At 64.7% G+C, this 15,920-nt stretch carries 15 protein-coding genes and 1 tRNA gene; 8 read left to right on the top strand and 8 right to left on the bottom strand.

The window, feature by feature from the left end:
• Window positions 1-84 precede the first annotated feature (84 nt).
• Together HMPREF2550_RS01855 and HMPREF2550_RS01850 are read left to right on the top strand one after the other, a co-directional pair.
• Window positions 85-1,149, top strand: a complete 1,065-nt coding sequence (locus HMPREF2550_RS01855; RefSeq protein WP_210399959.1) for a hypothetical protein — start codon at window positions 85-87, stop codon at window positions 1,147-1,149.
• A 68-nt stretch (window positions 1,150-1,217) separates the two neighbouring features.
• On the top strand, window positions 1,218-2,300 hold the full coding sequence (locus HMPREF2550_RS01850) for a quinone-dependent dihydroorotate dehydrogenase (RefSeq protein ID WP_256380809.1): 1,083 nt from the start codon (window positions 1,218-1,220) through the stop codon (window positions 2,298-2,300).
• 7 nt (window positions 2,301-2,307) lie between these two features.
• On the opposite strand, the gene HMPREF2550_RS01845 is transcribed toward HMPREF2550_RS01850, so the two are convergent.
• Both HMPREF2550_RS01845 and HMPREF2550_RS01840 read right to left on the bottom strand, forming a co-directional pair.
• Window positions 2,308-2,664 (bottom strand): hypothetical protein, encoded by a 357-nt coding sequence (locus HMPREF2550_RS01845; RefSeq protein ID WP_070762696.1) that lies wholly within the window; start codon window positions 2,662-2,664, stop codon window positions 2,308-2,310.
• Between the two features lie 14 nt (window positions 2,665-2,678).
• Window positions 2,679-3,212, bottom strand: a complete 534-nt coding sequence (locus tag HMPREF2550_RS01840) for a YbhB/YbcL family Raf kinase inhibitor-like protein (RefSeq protein ID WP_070762697.1) — start codon at window positions 3,210-3,212, stop codon at window positions 2,679-2,681.
• 241 nt (window positions 3,213-3,453) lie between these two features.
• Here HMPREF2550_RS01840 and HMPREF2550_RS01835 point away from each other — a divergent pair.
• From HMPREF2550_RS01835 to HMPREF2550_RS01825, 3 genes are all read left to right on the top strand, one after another.
• Window positions 3,454-3,539 (top strand) — tRNA-Leu (locus HMPREF2550_RS01835).
• 120 nt (window positions 3,540-3,659) lie between these two features.
• The gene (locus HMPREF2550_RS01830; protein ID WP_070762751.1) at window positions 3,660-4,313 is read left to right on the top strand and encodes a TVP38/TMEM64 family protein; all 654 of its coding nucleotides are present in this window, start codon (window positions 3,660-3,662) and stop codon (window positions 4,311-4,313) included.
• A gap of 36 nt (window positions 4,314-4,349) precedes the next feature.
• Entirely contained in the window at window positions 4,350-4,916 is a 567-nt protein-coding gene (locus tag HMPREF2550_RS01825) for a MarR family transcriptional regulator (protein WP_070762698.1), read from the top strand.
• On the opposite strand, the gene HMPREF2550_RS01820 is transcribed toward HMPREF2550_RS01825, so the two are convergent.
• From HMPREF2550_RS01820 to HMPREF2550_RS01810, 3 genes are read right to left on the bottom strand one after another with little or no spacing between them, the layout of a single operon-like run.
• Window positions 4,879-6,144, bottom strand: a complete 1,266-nt coding sequence (locus HMPREF2550_RS01820; RefSeq protein ID WP_083316981.1) for an SPFH domain-containing protein — start codon at window positions 6,142-6,144, stop codon at window positions 4,879-4,881. The two genes, HMPREF2550_RS01825 and HMPREF2550_RS01820, sit on opposite strands and share 38 nt — an antisense overlap.
• Window positions 6,145-6,573, bottom strand: a complete 429-nt coding sequence (locus tag HMPREF2550_RS01815) for an NfeD family protein (protein ID WP_070762699.1) — start codon at window positions 6,571-6,573, stop codon at window positions 6,145-6,147.
• A 5-nt stretch (window positions 6,574-6,578) separates the two neighbouring features.
• Complete coding sequence (locus tag HMPREF2550_RS01810; RefSeq protein ID WP_070762700.1) at window positions 6,579-7,430, bottom strand: DUF3097 domain-containing protein; 852 nt, start codon at window positions 7,428-7,430, stop codon at window positions 6,579-6,581.
• Between the two features lie 72 nt (window positions 7,431-7,502).
• Between HMPREF2550_RS01810 and HMPREF2550_RS01805 the strand changes: the two genes are divergently transcribed.
• Window positions 7,503-8,261, top strand: a complete 759-nt coding sequence (locus HMPREF2550_RS01805; protein ID WP_070762701.1) for a hypothetical protein — start codon at window positions 7,503-7,505, stop codon at window positions 8,259-8,261.
• Between the two features lie 3 nt (window positions 8,262-8,264).
• On the opposite strand, the gene HMPREF2550_RS01800 is transcribed toward HMPREF2550_RS01805, so the two are convergent.
• The 3 genes from HMPREF2550_RS01800 to HMPREF2550_RS01790 all read right to left on the bottom strand — a co-directional run bounded on the left by HMPREF2550_RS01800 (window position 8,265) and on the right by HMPREF2550_RS01790 (window position 12,155).
• Window positions 8,265-9,317: a ferrochelatase gene (locus HMPREF2550_RS01800; protein ID WP_070762702.1), complete on the bottom strand. Its 1,053-nt coding sequence runs from the start codon at window positions 9,315-9,317 to the stop codon at window positions 8,265-8,267.
• 41 nt (window positions 9,318-9,358) lie between these two features.
• Entirely contained in the window at window positions 9,359-11,131 is a 1,773-nt protein-coding gene (locus HMPREF2550_RS01795) for a DIP1281 family NlpC/P60 protein (protein ID WP_070762703.1), read from the bottom strand.
• A gap of 544 nt (window positions 11,132-11,675) precedes the next feature.
• The gene (locus tag HMPREF2550_RS01790) at window positions 11,676-12,155 is read right to left on the bottom strand and encodes an Rv1476 family membrane protein (protein ID WP_070762704.1); all 480 of its coding nucleotides are present in this window, start codon (window positions 12,153-12,155) and stop codon (window positions 11,676-11,678) included.
• A 304-nt stretch (window positions 12,156-12,459) separates the two neighbouring features.
• On the opposite strand from HMPREF2550_RS01790, the gene acnA reads away from it, so the two are divergent.
• Entirely contained in the window at window positions 12,460-15,240 is a 2,781-nt protein-coding gene (gene acnA / locus HMPREF2550_RS01785; protein ID WP_210399960.1) for an aconitate hydratase AcnA, read from the top strand.
• Window positions 15,241-15,343: 103 nt separating this feature from the next.
• A complete protein-coding gene (locus HMPREF2550_RS01780; RefSeq protein ID WP_070762706.1) occupies window positions 15,344-15,910 on the top strand; it encodes a TetR/AcrR family transcriptional regulator in 567 nt (188 codons plus the stop codon).
• The last annotated feature ends 10 nt before the right edge of the window (window positions 15,911-15,920 follow it).

The following is a 15,920-nucleotide window of genomic DNA, read 5'->3' as shown; positions in this document are numbered from 1 at the left end:
CAAGAAACACTACCCGCGCCATACCGCTGCCACCCAACGCACACGGCTCAAGGTGCTTACGCCAGGTTGCTAGGGTTAGGGGTTGTGAAACACTCAAGATTTCGTGCTGCTGCCTGTCTTCTGGTGGCCGCTACCGCGCTGAGCGCGTGCGGCTCGGACGTCACTGGCGACGACCTGCCAGAGCAGATGGGCAACGCCACTCCGGCTCCATCCCCCGCATCGTCTGATCCCGCAGGCACCGTCCTGCCTTTCGACGCAATCGAAGACCTCGACACTACCGAGGGCGTGATCGCGGTGCGCACCGCCAACGAGCTGCACGTGGGTACCGTCGAGAAGCTGCGCGAGGGTACCGCTGACACGCTTGCGCTCGACGAGGCGTGCGGAGATGTTTCCGCCAACGCCGGGGTTTTCGCACTGGGTTGTGGGAGCACAATCATGCTTGTGCGCGCCGCGGATTCCGCGCAGGCGGAGACCCTAGAGGTCGAGGAGCCGGTTACTTCTGCCACGGTCACCACCGGCGGCGAGGTGCTCGCGGGTAGCGACAGCGAGCGCAAGGTCTGGCTCTACCGCGACGGTCAGCTCGCCGACACCTTCTCGGTCGCGCGCGAAACCGACCAGCTCCAGGCGGTCCCCGTGGACGGCCAGGCGGACAGCGTGGTGCGCGTCAACCACTTCGACACCACCATCCAGGACATTGACTGGGGCACGGGCCGCCAGGGCGGCACGCTCCGCGTCGGCCTGGGCGTAGGCAAGGTCGCCGGTGGCACACACGGGCTGGTGCTCGCCGCCGACGCGACGGGCAACCAGCTTTTGGTCTACACCACCGACGACATCATCCGCCTCCACCAGATGGCACCGGTGCCGGAAAGCCCGTGGGATGTGGCCTGGGACGAGAACACGCAGCTCGCGTGGATCACCTCCACCGCCACCAACACCGCCACCGGCTACGACATCTCCCGCGGCGTCCCGCTCAAACGCAGCGAGTTCGCAACAGTTGCGGACGCGCAGAGCATCATCACGCTTGACGACGCCACGTTGCTCATCGCGTCCGCCTCCGGCGAAGGCCTCCAGATCGTCGAGCCCACCGACCGGGAACTTGCCGATCTGCCGGCCGCAACCGCCCCCGCAACCCAAGTACCGCAAAACTAACACCGGCGACGCAAAAGGAAGTAAGAGACGTGACCGAGAAGCCATCCTCCCCCAGCAAAGCCGCCGGCGTGTACGACACGGCCTACGCCGCCGCGCTTAAGGCAATGTTCCTCCTGCCGCCGGAGCGCATCCACGGCATCATCAACGTCGGGCTGCGCGCACTCCACGCACTCGGCCCGGTGAACCGATTCGCAGAGAAGGTCGTGCGCGTGCACGACCCGGCGCTCAAGCAGGTCTGCTTCGGCGTCGAATTCCCCGCCCCGCTCGGCCTGGCTGCCGGGTTTGATAAGAACGCCGACGCGCTCGACGCCTGGGGCGCGCTCGGGTTCGGCTACGCCGAGGTCGGCACCGTCACACCGAAGACGCAGCCCGGCAACCCCGCGCCCCGCCTGTTCCGCCTGCCCGCCGACAAGGCGATCTTGAACCGCATGGGCTTTAACAACCGCGGCGCGCTCGCGGCGGCGATTAACCTCGATTCGCGCAAGTCGACCGACATCGTGGGCATCAACATCGGCAAGAACAAGACCGCCGAAGACGCCGTCGCCGACTACCGCGCCGGCGCAACCGTGCTCGGTCCCCTGGCCGACTACCTGGTGGTCAACGTCTCTTCCCCGAACACGCCCGGGCTGCGCGACCTGCAGGCGGTTGAAGAGCTCCGCCCGATCCTGCAGGTAGTCGCGGAGTCGACCGACACCCCAGTGCTGGTGAAGATCGCCCCGGACCTTTCCGACGAGGACATCGACGCGGTCGCCGACCTGGCGGTAGAGCTCGGCCTGGCGGGCATCGTGGCGACGAACACCACGATTTCCCGCGAGGGCCTTGCCACGCCTGCCGATGAGGTCGAGGCGATGGGCGCCGGCGGTATCTCCGGTGCCCCGCTCAATGACCGCTCGCTCGAGGTGCTGCGCCGCCTCCACGCGCGCGTTGGCGAATCGCTCACGCTGGTCAGCGTCGGCGGGATCAGCACGCCCGAGCAGGCGTGGGAGCGCATCGCCGCGGGCGCAAGCCTGCTCCAGGGCTACACGGGCTTCATCTACGGCGGTCCGGCCTGGATCCGCCGGATCCACACCGGCATTGCCGCACAGATTAAAGCCCACGACCTGAAGGATATTACCCAGGCCGTGGGCTGCGGGCTACCCTACAAGGGCTAGCGGCTCGCTAGCGACGCTGCGGCGTGGTCCGGCGCAGCACGATCGCGCACAGCAGCGCGCCAACGCCCCACAGCGCGGGCCAGTAGGCCTGCGTGTAGAACAGCGTGTATGTCGGCAGCGCCACGCCGAGCCCGATGAGCACGAGCGCGACAATGAGCGCGCCGACCTGCGTGCGCGAGCCCTCCTGGGAGGTGCTCACGGTGGCGAACGCGCCGATGATCACCGCGGCGATAAGCACGGTGACGGTCTGCAACGTCATAGCGAAGAGCTCCTCGCCACGGAGCAGGGTTAACACGGTAAACAAGAACAGCGCGGCGGCCAGCGTGATAAACGCGCCGCCTGCGCGAAGCTGAATTGGGACCATAGGTAAACGTCGAGTTAGTTGTTCTCGAACCAACCCCACGCCACGGCGCGACCCAGCGAGTGGAAGTACAGGTTAAAGCCAAGCTGCGTCGGGTTGGCGATCTCCGCTGGCAGCTCCTCGACGTCCACCGCATGCACCGCAAACAGGTAGCGGTGCGGGCCGTGACCTGCCGGCGGGTTCGCACCGTAGAAGCCGGAGACACCCGAATCGCCAACCAGCTGGGTGGCACCCACGCCCAGGTCTTCCTTTGCGGCATCGCCGGAAGCCAGGCTCGTCACCGAGACCGGGATGTTAAACGCGGCCCAGTGCCAGAAGCCGGAGCCAGTCGGGGCGTCCGGGTCAAAGCAGGTAATGGCGAGCGACTTCGTGCCCTTCGGCAGATCGGACCAAGACAGCTGCGGCGAGGTCGCATTGTCGCCGGTCAACGCAAGCGGGAGCTTCTCGCCTTCGACGAAGTCCTCGGAGCTTAGCGGAAAGGATGGCAGGTCCTTCAACGGCGCGTACGGGTCGGGGCCGGGGAAACGATCAGATACGTATGAAGTAGTCATGCTTCCTATTTGTACCTGAAATGTTGTGAACTCCGCCATGTTTTTGCCCAATTCGCCGAAACCTCACGGTGCTCGTCCCAACACGAGGGCCACGCGAATCACAGCAGTGTCGTAACGGGCCCGACACACGCGGTCTGACAGCACCGGAAACCACCAACACGCTGGCGATTTGTACTCTTTGGTGGTGTCGCCCTATAGTAGTGCAAGTGCCCAGCCGAGAGGCTGAAAACACAAACACCCAGCCCGGGTGGCGGAATGGCAGACGCGCTAGCTTGAGGTGCTAGTGTCCTATTAACGGACGTGGGGGTTCAAGTCCCCCCTCGGGCACAACGACCGGCTTCTGAGAAGGAGCCGGTTTTTCTTTTCGCACAAGGAGAGCTGGACCTTATGGAGTCTGCGGAATCTACGGGCACGCAGCCGTCGGCAAGCAAAAGGCCCCGGCGTGCTGTGCCAACCGCGACTCCGCAGCGCATTACCTTAGTTGCCCTTGCCGCGCTCGCGTTCTGCGCGGCGTGGTGGTGGCTGGACGTGCCCTCGCTTGCCACGCTGCGCGCCTGGTCCGACTCCACTGGCGCTTGGTTCCCGGTCGTCTTCTGGCTCTTCTACGTGCTGATCACGCAGTTCCCCATCCCCCGCACCGTGTTGACCCTGTCCGCGGGCATCCTGTTCGGCACCGGGGCGGGTATTGCGCTGTCGCTGACGGCGACGACGGCCGCAGCGGTGCTGTCCCTGTGCATCGTGCGGGGCCTGCTGCGCGATTGGATCGCGCCGAAGCTGACACACCCGGCGGTCGAGCAGATCAACCGCCGCCTCGAGCAGCGCGGGTGGTTGGCGGTAGCCAGCCTTCGCATGATCGCCGGCGTGCCCTTTTCCATCATGAACTACGCCGCAGCGCTCACCCGCGTGCGCGTGCTCCCCTTCGCCATCGCGACCTTCATCGGCTCTGCGCCAACGACGGTGCTCGGGGTGATCTTCGGCGATACGCTCACCGGCCAGGCCAATCCCTGGGCGATCGCGGCGCTCGTGGCGCTGGCAATCCTCGGCGTCGGGGGCCTGCTTCTCGACGCCGCGCTACCGACACGCCGCGCACCCCAAAAGTAAAGGCCTGAACCCAGACCGGGGCGTAAAGTAGGCCCTATGATTGCCGTCCACGCGAAGTACAGGGGTAGGGAGAAGAACCGCGCGCAGCTCGTGCAGCGCTCGGCCGAGGCGCTGGCAACGCTGTCGGGGGTTGGCGAGTTCGAGGTCTGCGGCGTCGAGGACATCCGCGCCGACGTGGATTCGCCCGAGGCCGCGCTCAACCTGGTCATGGCGCTGCTTTCCGACGGCAACTGGGCAATCGGGCTCGGCATCACCGGCCACGGCCGGGCCGTCTACGCGGCGAGCGACGCGGTGGGTACCCGCCCCGCCAAGGTCAGTGTCGTTGTGGATACGCCTGAGCCAAAGACCTTCGCCACCGATATCGCGGCGACGTTCGCGCTCGTAGGCCACGTGCTACACAAGCGCACCTTGGAAGGCCGAGAGGCCACCTCGCTGGTGCGAAGTGGCCTCAATCAGAATGAAGCGGCGGCCGAGCTCGGCATCTCCAAGCAGGCGATGAGCCAGCGGCTCCAGGCTGCCGGCTGGCAAGCCGAGCAGGCCGGGTGGAAGCTCGCGCTCAACCTGATTACTCAGGCTTCCGCGCCTCCTGCTCTGGATTCTTAAGTTCTTCCTGGGCTGGGTACGGGGCGTAGACGGACGAGGACTGCTCCGGCGCAGCAATCTCGCGGGGCTGATGGGCGGCCTCCGGTGCGCTCGAACGAGCAACACTGCTGGGGCTGTCCTGCGTCGGGTCCGGATCGTCGACGTGCTTGTTGGCCACGGCCCGTGCCTCGGCAAGCGCCTTCGCCAGCTCTGGATCCGTTGAGGTGTCGAACCATGAGTCGGTGTCCTCCGACTCCGCCATCTCCTTGGTTTCCTCGTCCACGCGGGCGGGCTCGTAGCGGAACACGCCGTCCTCGCCCTTGCCCGCGAAGGCCTGCGCGAACTGCTGCAGCGAGTCGCCGAACTGCGAGGGGATCATCCACATCGTGGCCGCCTCGTTGTCCGCAATCTGCGGCAGCTTCTCCAAGTACTGGTACGCCAAAAGCTCCGGGGTCACGCCGGAGGACTTCACCGCGGCGTTGACCTTCTGGATCGCCCGAGCCTCACCCTGGGCGGCCAGGTACTTCGCGGCGCGCTCACCCTCGGCGCGCAGGATCATCGCCTGGCGCTCAGCCTCCGCGCTCAAAATCGCGGCGTGCTTCTCGCCCTCGGCGGACAAGATGCGTGCTTGCTTCTCACCCTCTGCAGTCTTGATGTCAGACTCACGCTTACCTTCTGCGGTAAGGATCATGGCGCGCTTCTCGCGGTCCGCCTTCATCTGCATCTCCATGGACTGCTGGATGCTCGGCGGCGGATCAATTGCCTTGAGCTCCACTCGGCTAATGCGCAGGCCCCACTTACCCGTCGCGGCATCCAACTCGCCACGCAGGCGACGGTTGATGGTCTCGCGCGAGGTCAGGGTCTCCTCCAGCGTCATGCCGCCGACCACGTCGCGCAGCGTTGCTGTGGAGATCTGCTCCACGCCGACGAGGTAGTTGTCCACCCCGTAGATGGCCTTGGCGGGGTCGTTGATCTGGAACGTCACCACCGTGTCAATCGCCACGGTGAGGTTGTCCTGCGTGATCACCGCCTGGGGCGGGAAAGACACAACGCGCTCACGCGTATCCACGCGCGCACGCACCGAGTCAATGTACGGGATGAGTAAAGTCAGGCCACCGGAAACCGTGCGGGTGTAGCGTCCTAGCCGCTCAATCACGGCGGACTCCCCCTGCGGGATCAGTTTCACGGAGGCGAAGAGCAAGGCCGCCACGAGGGCGATGATGACGACCAAAACAATGGTTGCGCCCATTTAGTGTTCCTTCCAGACGACCGCAACAGGGCCGTCGATATCCGCTACTGTGACAGTGTCGCCGGCGGCGATGCGCTCGGCAGGGTCGAGGCACCTCGCTGACCAGATGGAACCATCCATCCGCACCTGACCGCCATCCGGCCCGATCTCCTCGATCACCGTCACGCGCTGGCCAACCAGCGCGCGAGGTGAGTCGTCATAGACCTGCGGTTGACGGAAACGCTTGTTCAGGTACGGCCGCAAAAAGAGCCAGAACGCTGCCGAGGAAACCACGAATGTGACGATCTCGGCCCACAACGGCACTCCGCCGAGCGCGACTCCTGCAGTGGTCAACGCGCCGGCAGCGAGCATAAGCAGGGTAAACTCCCCCACCGCAAGCTCTAAAAGCGCGAGGACTGCTGCTGCGACAAACCAAACTAAAGCACCCACGCGCCCTAGGGTACAAGGTCTTGCTTGGACAGATCAGGATTCGTCACAAAATCGACCAACCGCTCGACCGCACCAATCAGTGTGGAGTCCAAATCACGGAACGTCTCCACAGCGTTGTACACGCGGTGCCAGCCTTCCTTCGGATCCGACCACCCGAGGCGCTCGCACACACCGGTTTTCCAGTCCTCGCCGTAGGGCACGTCCGGCCAGGCCGGAATGCGCAGCTTCTCCGGCTTCACCGCAGCCCAGATGTCGATGTAGGGGTGCCCAGTGACCAGGACGTGCTCGCCGACGTGCTCAACCAGCCGCGACTCCTTGGTGCCTTCGATGAGGTGGTCCGCGAGCACGCCGATGCGGCGACCAGGGCCTGGCTGAAACTCCGCGAGCCTCTCCGGTAAGTTGTCCAGGCCCTCGAGGTACTCCACCACGACGCCTTCGACGCGCAGGTCGTGGCCCCACACCTTTTCCACAATCGCCGCGTCGTGGATGCCTTCGACCCAGATCCTGCTGGGCATGGCGACCTTCGCGCGCACGTTTTCCACCTTGCGCGAGCCCGAGTTGGAACGCTTCGGGCCAGTTTCCTGCGGGGGCACGTACCTGGTCAGGGTGACGCGCTGGCCCTCCACCAGGAACGCGCCCGGCAGCATCTTGAACAGCCGCTCGGTGCCGTACCGGTCCTCGAGCCGGACGAAGTCACCGTCGTAGGTGCGCTCGAAACCGACCACGGCACCAACGAAGTCGTTGCCCACGATCTCCACGACGATGCCAGGCTCTGCCGGCACCTCCGGGTACACCGGCCGCTTTTTGCGCGCGTGGCCCTGAAAAATGTCTCCTCCGTAGCGGTCATCAAAGCTCATAGTGACCAAAGTCTAACCGGGGCGCACTCACCGCTTTACTCCTGTGCAAAAAGCCCTGCTAGGATTCGTCGAATGCATTCGCGCGCCGAAGTCTATTCGCCCCTGCAAAACACCGCCGTTTGGATCGCGGCGTGGCTCTACAACGTCGAGTCCAGCGATGAAACCCTCGACGCCCTACGCGACCTCGGCGGCAGGCACTCCTACCTCGGCGGCCCGCTTCTGCCGCTGCTTCGCGACATCCGCGCCGCCGCCGATCTGGAAACCCCCGGCCCCGCAGTCAGGCTCATCCTCTGGGGTCCGGGGCAAGCCCCGGGACTTCTCGCCGGCAGCCCCGCGATGGAGGCGCTCACTCCCGCCGGCGCGATCGTCGTACGCGGCCACGACGCCTCCCACATCCTCGTGCCCCGCTACACCGGTGCCACGGTGCAGTGGCGCTGGTTCGAAGAAACCCGCCGCCTGCCCGAGCCCGCGTGGCTCAGCCCCGGGGAGGCCGATGCGCTGCTCGCCCAGGCCACCAACCAGGCTGCACTGCTTATCGACGCCACAGGTCCCACCCGCCACGATCTCCCCAACCCCCGCCTTACCGTCGGCACACTCGCCGACTTCTACGACACGCCGGGCCTACCCGCCGGCGTCACCGCGCGGGCAGCCAAGCTTTTCGCGCGCGCTGACCAGGTCGCGGCCATCATCGAGACGGTGACCGACCGGCTCAACGACCACTCCTTCGACCCGCAGCTTTTCGCCCTGTGGCGCCACATCCGGACCGCGCGGATGGCGGGGGTGGCCGACGCCGTACTGGACTACCAGCGCGAATACATGGGAAACGCCTAAGCGCTACTGGGGCCGCGCCCCGGTGGGCCGCTGCTGCGGCGCGCAGCAGCCTGGGCGGCACGGGGCACCGTTTTCGGTGCAGCCCTGGACGGTGACCGTCGATAAGCTAGCCGGCTCCTCGCCCCGCGCAACTGCCTCGGCGAGATCGACCACCATCGCGGCGAACTGCGGGGTCAACCCCACGGTTGCCAAGCGATCAAGGCTGACGCCCTTGGCCTCGCAGGCCTGCTTGAGCTCGGTGTCGAGGTCCCAGACCACCTCCATGTGGTCGGTGATAAACCCGATCGGTACGCAGATGAGGTGCTCCATCCCGGTGTCTGCGAGCTCCTCAGCGCGGTCAACGACGTCGGGTTCGAGCCACGGGGTTGCAGGGTTGCCAGAGCGGGACTGCCAAACAAGCTCGTAGTCGCTTACGCCAGCCCGCTCGGCCACGAGGCGGGACGCCTCTGCCACTTGCCGGGAATAGAGGTGCGAGTTGTCGGGCCCACCCGAGACGAGGTCCGCGGCATCGGGGACGCTGTGCGCAGTAAAGAGGACGCGGAAGTTTTTACCCGTGGCCCGCTCGATCGCGCCCTTCAGCTCAGCCGCGATCAGTGCAACGAAGCGTTCGTTGCCGAAAAACTGCCACAGCTTGGTGAAGTTCACGCTCGGCGCGACCTCGCGCATCCGCTGGATATCTTCGTCGTACTGGCGGCAGGCGGAGTAGCCACCCCAGGCGCTGGTGGCAAAGACGAGTACCTTGTGCTTACCGTCCGCAGCGAGCTGCTTCGCCGTGTCCTCGGCCAGCGGGTGCCAGTTCCGGTTGCCAAAGTAGACAGGAAGGTCAATGCCGCGCCTTTTCAGCTCTGCCTCGACGTTGGCGATCAGCGTGCGGTTCTGCTGGTTGATCGGGCTGACGCCGTCGAAGTGGTAGTAGTGCTCGCCAACCTTGGCCAAGCGCTCCTTGGGGATGCCACGACCGCGGGTCACATTCTCCAAAAATGGAAGCACCTCGTCCTTACCCTCGGGGCCGCCGAAGGAAAGGACGAGGAGTGCATCGTAGTCAGAAAGCTTCATGCCACCATCGTAATGAGCGTGACATGACGCGGAGCCAGTACCTAGAGGAGTCGCACCGCCATCGGCGCCATACCGGAGTAGCGGACCGGGGAGATCTGCACGTTCTGGCCCGCCTGCGGGGCCTCGATCATCGTGCCGTCGCCGAGGTAGATCGCCACGTGCTGGCTGCCGCCCGGACCCCAGAAGAGCAAGTCGCCGCGCTGCGCCTCGCTCGCGGGCACCTGGGTGCCGCGCTGGTACTGGTAGCCGGTGTAGTGCGGCAGCGAAATGCCAACGCCAGCGAAGGCGTAGAGCACCAGGCCGGAGCAGTCGAACCCGGAAACACTGCCGCCGTTGACACCGGTTGTCGGACCGTTCGCGTCACCGCCGCCCCACACGTACGGCGTGCCGATCATGGCCTGCGCGCGGGAGATGACGGTCTCGATCGAGCCCGAATTCGAGCCGGAGACTGCATTGGAAACCGCGTCGGAGACAGACTCTGCGGTACCGACCTCCGGCAGCAGCGAGGCAAGACCATCACTGACCTCCGGGCTAGCGTAGTCATCGGACGTTGGGCTCACGTTCGCCGCCCCGCCGCCGAGCGCGTTGCTCAAGCCGCCGGCGAAGGCCGCGATGACCTCGCTGTTGCTCGACCCGCCGTAGGGGTTGTCCAGGCTGGTGTGGTTCGCCTGGCTCGACCCGACCATCGCAGCGGCGGCAATGATGCCTGCCGCAGCAGTAATCATCTCGTCGGAGATCTCCAGGTTGCTCGACATCGCCGCGGCGTTGGCCCCGCTTTCGGCGTTTTCCGCCGGTGCCGTCTGCAGGTTCTCCCCATTAGCAGTTGCCGCGGTGGTCAACGCCTGGGCCACGGTCTCCGAGCTCAGCGACGCCACGGCCGGGTCGATCTGCGCCGCGTGCTGCTCGACGCGCACAACCACGTCGTCCGGCACCTCGTCTGCAGTGACCTGCTGCTCTGGCGCAGCAGCGAGCGCGCTGCCGTCCGTCTGCTCGACCTGCTGCTGTGCAGGGGCATCGGTTTCAGTGCCCGCAGCGCCCTCCGTGCCCTCAGCGGACTCTGAAGACTCAGTAGTGTCGGCGTCCCCGTTGGCGTCGGCACGCTGCTGGTCGAGCTCGGACTGGGCCGCGTCGAGCTCCAACTGAGCGGCATCGCGCTGGGACTGCTCCTGCGCGAGCTCTGAGTTGGCCGAGTCGAGCAGTGCACGCACCTCTGCCTCAGCGGCCTCGGCCTCTGCGGCGGTAGACGCAGCGTGCTCGCTTGCCTCGCGCTGTGTCGCCTCGTCGTTCGCTGCCTCAGTGCGGGCGCGCTCAACTTCGGCGAGCTTCGCGCGACGCTCCTCAGTCCGCTGACGGAGGAAGAGCGAGCGATCAAGCACGTCCTTCTGATCATCGCCACTTATGGCAAAGTCAAGGCTTTTCGATTGACCCGCGCCGCGGTACTGAGAACGAGTGACCTCATCGAGCGCCTTACGCGCCTCCACGACAGCTTCTTCGGAGGCTGCGAGACGCTTCTTTGCCTCCTCTGCACCGCGGCGAGCCTGCTCGGCACGTGCGCGGGAGTCCTGCAGGTCTACCAGCGCCTGGTTGACCTTTTCCTGCAGGTCGCCGATGTTGAGGTTCAGCCGGTCGATGTTGGCTTGGGCTTGCGAAATGTTTGCCGCAAGCTCCGTCATCGACGCCGGAGCGGCAACGGCCACGGGGCTGACCAGGGGTGCCGCAAAGGACAGGGATGTTGTGCACGCAACGACGCCGAGGGTGGCGCGGAATCGGCGGCCAGCGCGCGTGGGGCGCGCAGCAGCCGAGGCTCCACCCACAGACGATGGCGTGAACCGCGATGGTTCTACCACGAAAAGGGCTCCTCACGCCGCGTGTCAAAGCATGCGGAAATCATCGAGGGGCTTGCCACCTCTCGACGGCTGCCGCCCATGGGTGACTAGCCCATAGCCTTGACTCGCAGCTGTAGAAAATTGACTACTGATGCAAGCCCGTAAGCAACACTGACCCCGCCGTCTGTGCCCGGTTCATCCTTGGCGTGCTTCCCCACATGCCCGAATTTTCCGACGCAACCTCGCGTGACTAGCGCGTTGTTGCTGTTGAGCGCGAGACGATTGAGTGCAATGCCGACTCACGAGCCGACATGGAGACCATACGACACGTGATCATCCCGTTGCACAATCTTTACCTAATTTCACATGAGTCAAGGTTTTTCCCATGACCCAAAATGACCACACGCTGCACATTCATCCCCCTGCATACTTAGTGTGATTTTGGACACATCATGTAACGCGAGCAAAAAGAAGACGCCGCCCCACCTCAAGTCAAGGCGGGACGGCGCGGTAGCGCTTTCGACAGGGTTGGCTACATCCGTCCGCGAACCGCCCACACAGTCGCGCCGGTTACTACACCGAAGACGATTGCCGCGGCGAGCGCGAGCGGCAGCCAGGGCATATGGAAGCTGTCGGCGGCCTCCGCAAAAGCGATCACGCCCTGGAGGTAATCGGGTTCGGCGACCATCGCGCGCTGCCCGGCGTCGATAGATGCGCGGTCGAGCGTGTCACTGACGGCCAGCGCCACCTGGGGGGTGCGCACGATCACGGTGTCGAAGTCCCCCGCGAGCAACAGGTCCTGGGCCACGTCGCGCAGGTCCGGCACATGTGCGGGTGTGTGCTCGAGAACGACGAGCCCTGTGTGACCCTGGTCTACACTCGGCGCGGCGTCAAGGGCGTCGCGCATGGCCGCTTCGAGCGGTGCATTGACTGGGTTCTCCGTCCCGAAGGCGATGCCGTCCGCCGCGAGCTGGCCTTCCAAGTCAGCCATGTCGATCTCGGGTGGAATCATTCGGACACTCCTTGAGGTGTTGTGCGAGGGGCGCGCCGCCACCACGATCGGCGCGGCGATTGTGCAGTGTATCTGGCAGCTCCATCGCGACTGCGTGCCCCACGCGGTTGTACTGCACGCAAATGGGGGTGAGATTGCGCACTCCTCGGCCAGTTCTTTCCCTAAAACCTCCGCGCCTTACCTAAACATAACGTGCGTACTGTTATTATGGCGACGGAACCGTGGTTGGTCGCATATCATTGATGGTTGACCATCACGTGTCATAGTTCCCAGATTTGGATTACGACGAGAAATGGAGCTCACTGTGGCTGAAAGCAAGAACTCCTTCAACGCTAAGAAGACGCTGGAGGTCGGCGGGAAGTCCTACGACTACTTCGCACTCGATGCTGTTGACGGCATGAAGAAGCTGCCCTACTCCCTCAAGGTGCTGGGCGAGAACCTGCTGCGCACCGAAGACGGCAAGAACGTCACCGAAGACCACATCAAGGCAATTGCCAACTGGGATCCGTCGGCCGAGCCGTCGATCGAGATCCAGTTCACCCCGGCCCGCGTCCTCATGCAGGACTTCACCGGCGTGCCCTGTGTGGTCGACCTTGCCACGATGCGTGAGGCAGTCAGCGACCTCGGCGGCAGCCCCGACCAGGTCAACCCGCTGAACCCGGCAGAGATGGTCATTGACCACTCCGTGATCATCGAGGCGTTTGGTTCCACCACCGCGCTGGATAAGAACGTCGAGATTGAGTACCAGCGCAACGAGGAGCGCTACCAGTTCCTGCGTTGGGGTGCGGAGAACTTCTCCAACTTCCGCGTCGTCCCGCCGGGAACCGGCATTGTCCACCAGGTCAACATCGAGTACCTCTCCCGCGTTGTCTTTGACAACGAGGGCCTGGCATACCCGGACACCTGCATCGGTACCGACTCCCACACCACCATGGAAAACGGCCTGGGCATCCTGGGCTGGGGCGTCGGCGGCATCGAGGCCGAGGCTGCAATGCTCGGCCAGCCGGTCTCCATGCTCATCCCGCGCGTCGTCGGCTTCAAGCTCACCGGTGAGATCCCGGTAGGCGTGACCGCAACCGACGTGGTGCTCACCATCACCGAGATGCTGCGCGAGCACGGCGTGGTGCAGAAGTTCGTCGAGTTCTACGGCAACGGCGTCAAGCAGATTCCGCTGGCAAACCGCGCCACCATCGGCAACATGAGCCCGGAGTTCGGCTCCACCTGTGCGATCTTCCCGATCGACGAGGAGACTATCAACTACCTGCACCTGACCGGCCGCAACCAGGAGGACATCGACCGCGTCGAGGCATACGCCAAGGCACAGGGCATGTGGCTGGAGCAGGACGCAGAGGAGGCCGAGTACTCCGAGTACCTCGAGCTCGACCTTTCCACCGTCGTACCGTCTATCGCTGGCCCGAAGCGCCCGCAGGACCGCATTCTGCTCGCCGAGGCGAAGGAAACCTTCCGCAAGCAGCTGCCGGACTACAACACCGCTGGCAACGAGACCTCCGAGCCGGTGCGCGCAGAGAAGACCGAGTCCGTGGACTACAACCAGTCCTGGCCGGGCAACGGCGAGTCTGCAGCAGCAGGCGCTGAGGGCCGCGCATCCAAGCCGGTCATCGTCGAGTCCCCGCAGGGCGGCGAGTACACCCTCGACCACGGCATGGTCGCGATTGCCGCAATCACCTCCTGCACCAACACCTCCAACCCGTCCGTCATGGTCGGTGCCGCACTGCTGGCTCGTAAGGCTGCTGAGAAGGGCCTGCACGCCAAGCCGTGGGTCAAGACCATCATGGCTCCGGGCTCCCAGGTCGTCGACGGCTACTACGAGCGCGGCGACCTGTGGAAGGACCTCGAGGCTGTCGGCTTCTACCTCACCGGCTTCGGCTGCGCATCCTGCATCGGTAACTCCGGCCCGCTGCCGAACGAGGTCTCGGATGCAATCAACGAGTACGACTTGACCGCAACCGCAGTCCTGTCCGGTAACCGCAACTTCGAAGGCCGCATCTCCCCCGATGTGAAGATGAACTACCTGGCCTCCCCGCTGCTGGTTATCGCGTACTCCATCGCCGGCACCATGGACTTCGACTTCGAGACCCAGCCGCTCGGCCAGGACGCCGATGGCAACGACGTCTTCCTGAAGGACGTTTGGCCGTCCACCGAGGAGATCGAGAGCACCATCTCCGGCATCATCTCCCGCGAGATGTACGAGGCCGACTACGCTGACGTCTTCAAGGGCGACGAGCAGTGGCAGAACCTGGACATCCCGAAGGGCAAGACCTTCGACTGGAACGAGGACTCCACCTACATCCGCAAGGCTCCGTACTTCGACGGCATGCCGGAGGAGCCGGAGGCAGTCGAGGACATCGCCGGTGCACGCGTGCTGGCCAAGCTCGGCGACTCCGTGACCACCGACCACATCTCCCCTGCTTCCTCCATCAAGCCGGGCACCCCGGCGGCGAACTACCTGGACGAGCACGGTGTGGCACGCCACGACTACAACTCCTTCGGTTCCCGTCGTGGTAACCACGAGGTCATGGTTCGCGGTACCTTCGCCAACATCCGTCTGCGCAACGAGCTGGTGGACGAGCAGGGTGGCTACACCCGCGACTTCACCCAGGAGGGCGCACCGCAGGCCTACATCTACGACGCGGCGATGAACTACGCAGAGAAGAACATCCCGCTCGTGGTCATCGCTGGTAAGGAGTACGGCACCGGCTCCTCCCGTGACTGGGCTGCAAAGGGTACCAACCTGCTCGGCGTCAAGTCCGTCATCGCTGAGTCCTTCGAGCGTATCCACCGCTCGAACCTCATCGGCATGGGCGTGCTGCCGCTGCAGTTCCCGGAGGGTGAGTCCCACGGCTCCCTCGGCCTGGACGGCACCGAAACCTTCGAGCTGACCGGCATCACCGCCTTCAACGACGGCGACACGATCCCGAAGACGATCCACGTCGCAGCGACGAAGGACGGCGGCGAGAAGGTCGAGTTCGACGCAGTGGTCCGCGTTGACACCCCTGGTGAGGCAGAGTACTTCCGCCACGGAGGCATTCTGCAGTACGTGCTGCGCCAGATGGTCAAGAACTAATGCCTTGACCCAGCAAGAGGGGTAACTCGGGTTTCGCACCCGGGTGCCCCTCTTCTTTGTCTGCACCCAGCCCACCCCGAACAAAGGAAGGATCGCACCGCGCATGCCCATCGTCAGCGAAAGCGAACTCACTCGCCGTCGGCAGGAAATCATCGACTCTGCCCGCCTCTGCTTCGCCCACTACGGGTTCGAAGGCGCCACCGTAGCCAAGCTTGAGCAGGCGACCGGGAAAACACGCGGTGCGATCTTCCACCACTTTGCAGACAAGGAGGCGCTCTTCCTCGCGATCGCAAGCGAGGACGCGAAGCGCCAGGCCGAGGTGGTGAGCAACCAGGGTCTGGTTGAGGTGATGCGCGACATGCTGCACCACCGGGAAAAGAACGATTGGTTTGTCACCCGGGCCGAGATCGTCCGCAAGCTGCGCACCGATCCCGAGTTTGAGAAGCGCTGGCGCGAGCACCAGGAGGTGCTAGACAAAGCTGTTCATGAACGCATCGTGTCCAACCGCGCAACGCGCGAGGACGTGACCACCGACGTGGTGCAGACCTACCTGGAGACGGTCTTCGAAGGATTCGTGGTTAAGCTGGCTGCGGGCGAGCCCGTGGAGCGTCTAGAGGCCATGCTTTCTTTGGTGGAGCAGTCCGTACGGAGCCCGTTTAGTACAAAGTAGACCAAGCGGT

Source organism: Corynebacterium sp. HMSC074A01 (assembly GCF_001831515.1).
Taxonomy (GTDB): Bacteria; Actinomycetota; Actinomycetes; order Mycobacteriales; family Mycobacteriaceae; genus Corynebacterium.
The sequence above is the reverse complement of the archived record's forward strand: the minus strand, read 5'-3'. Positions and strand labels throughout refer to the sequence as shown.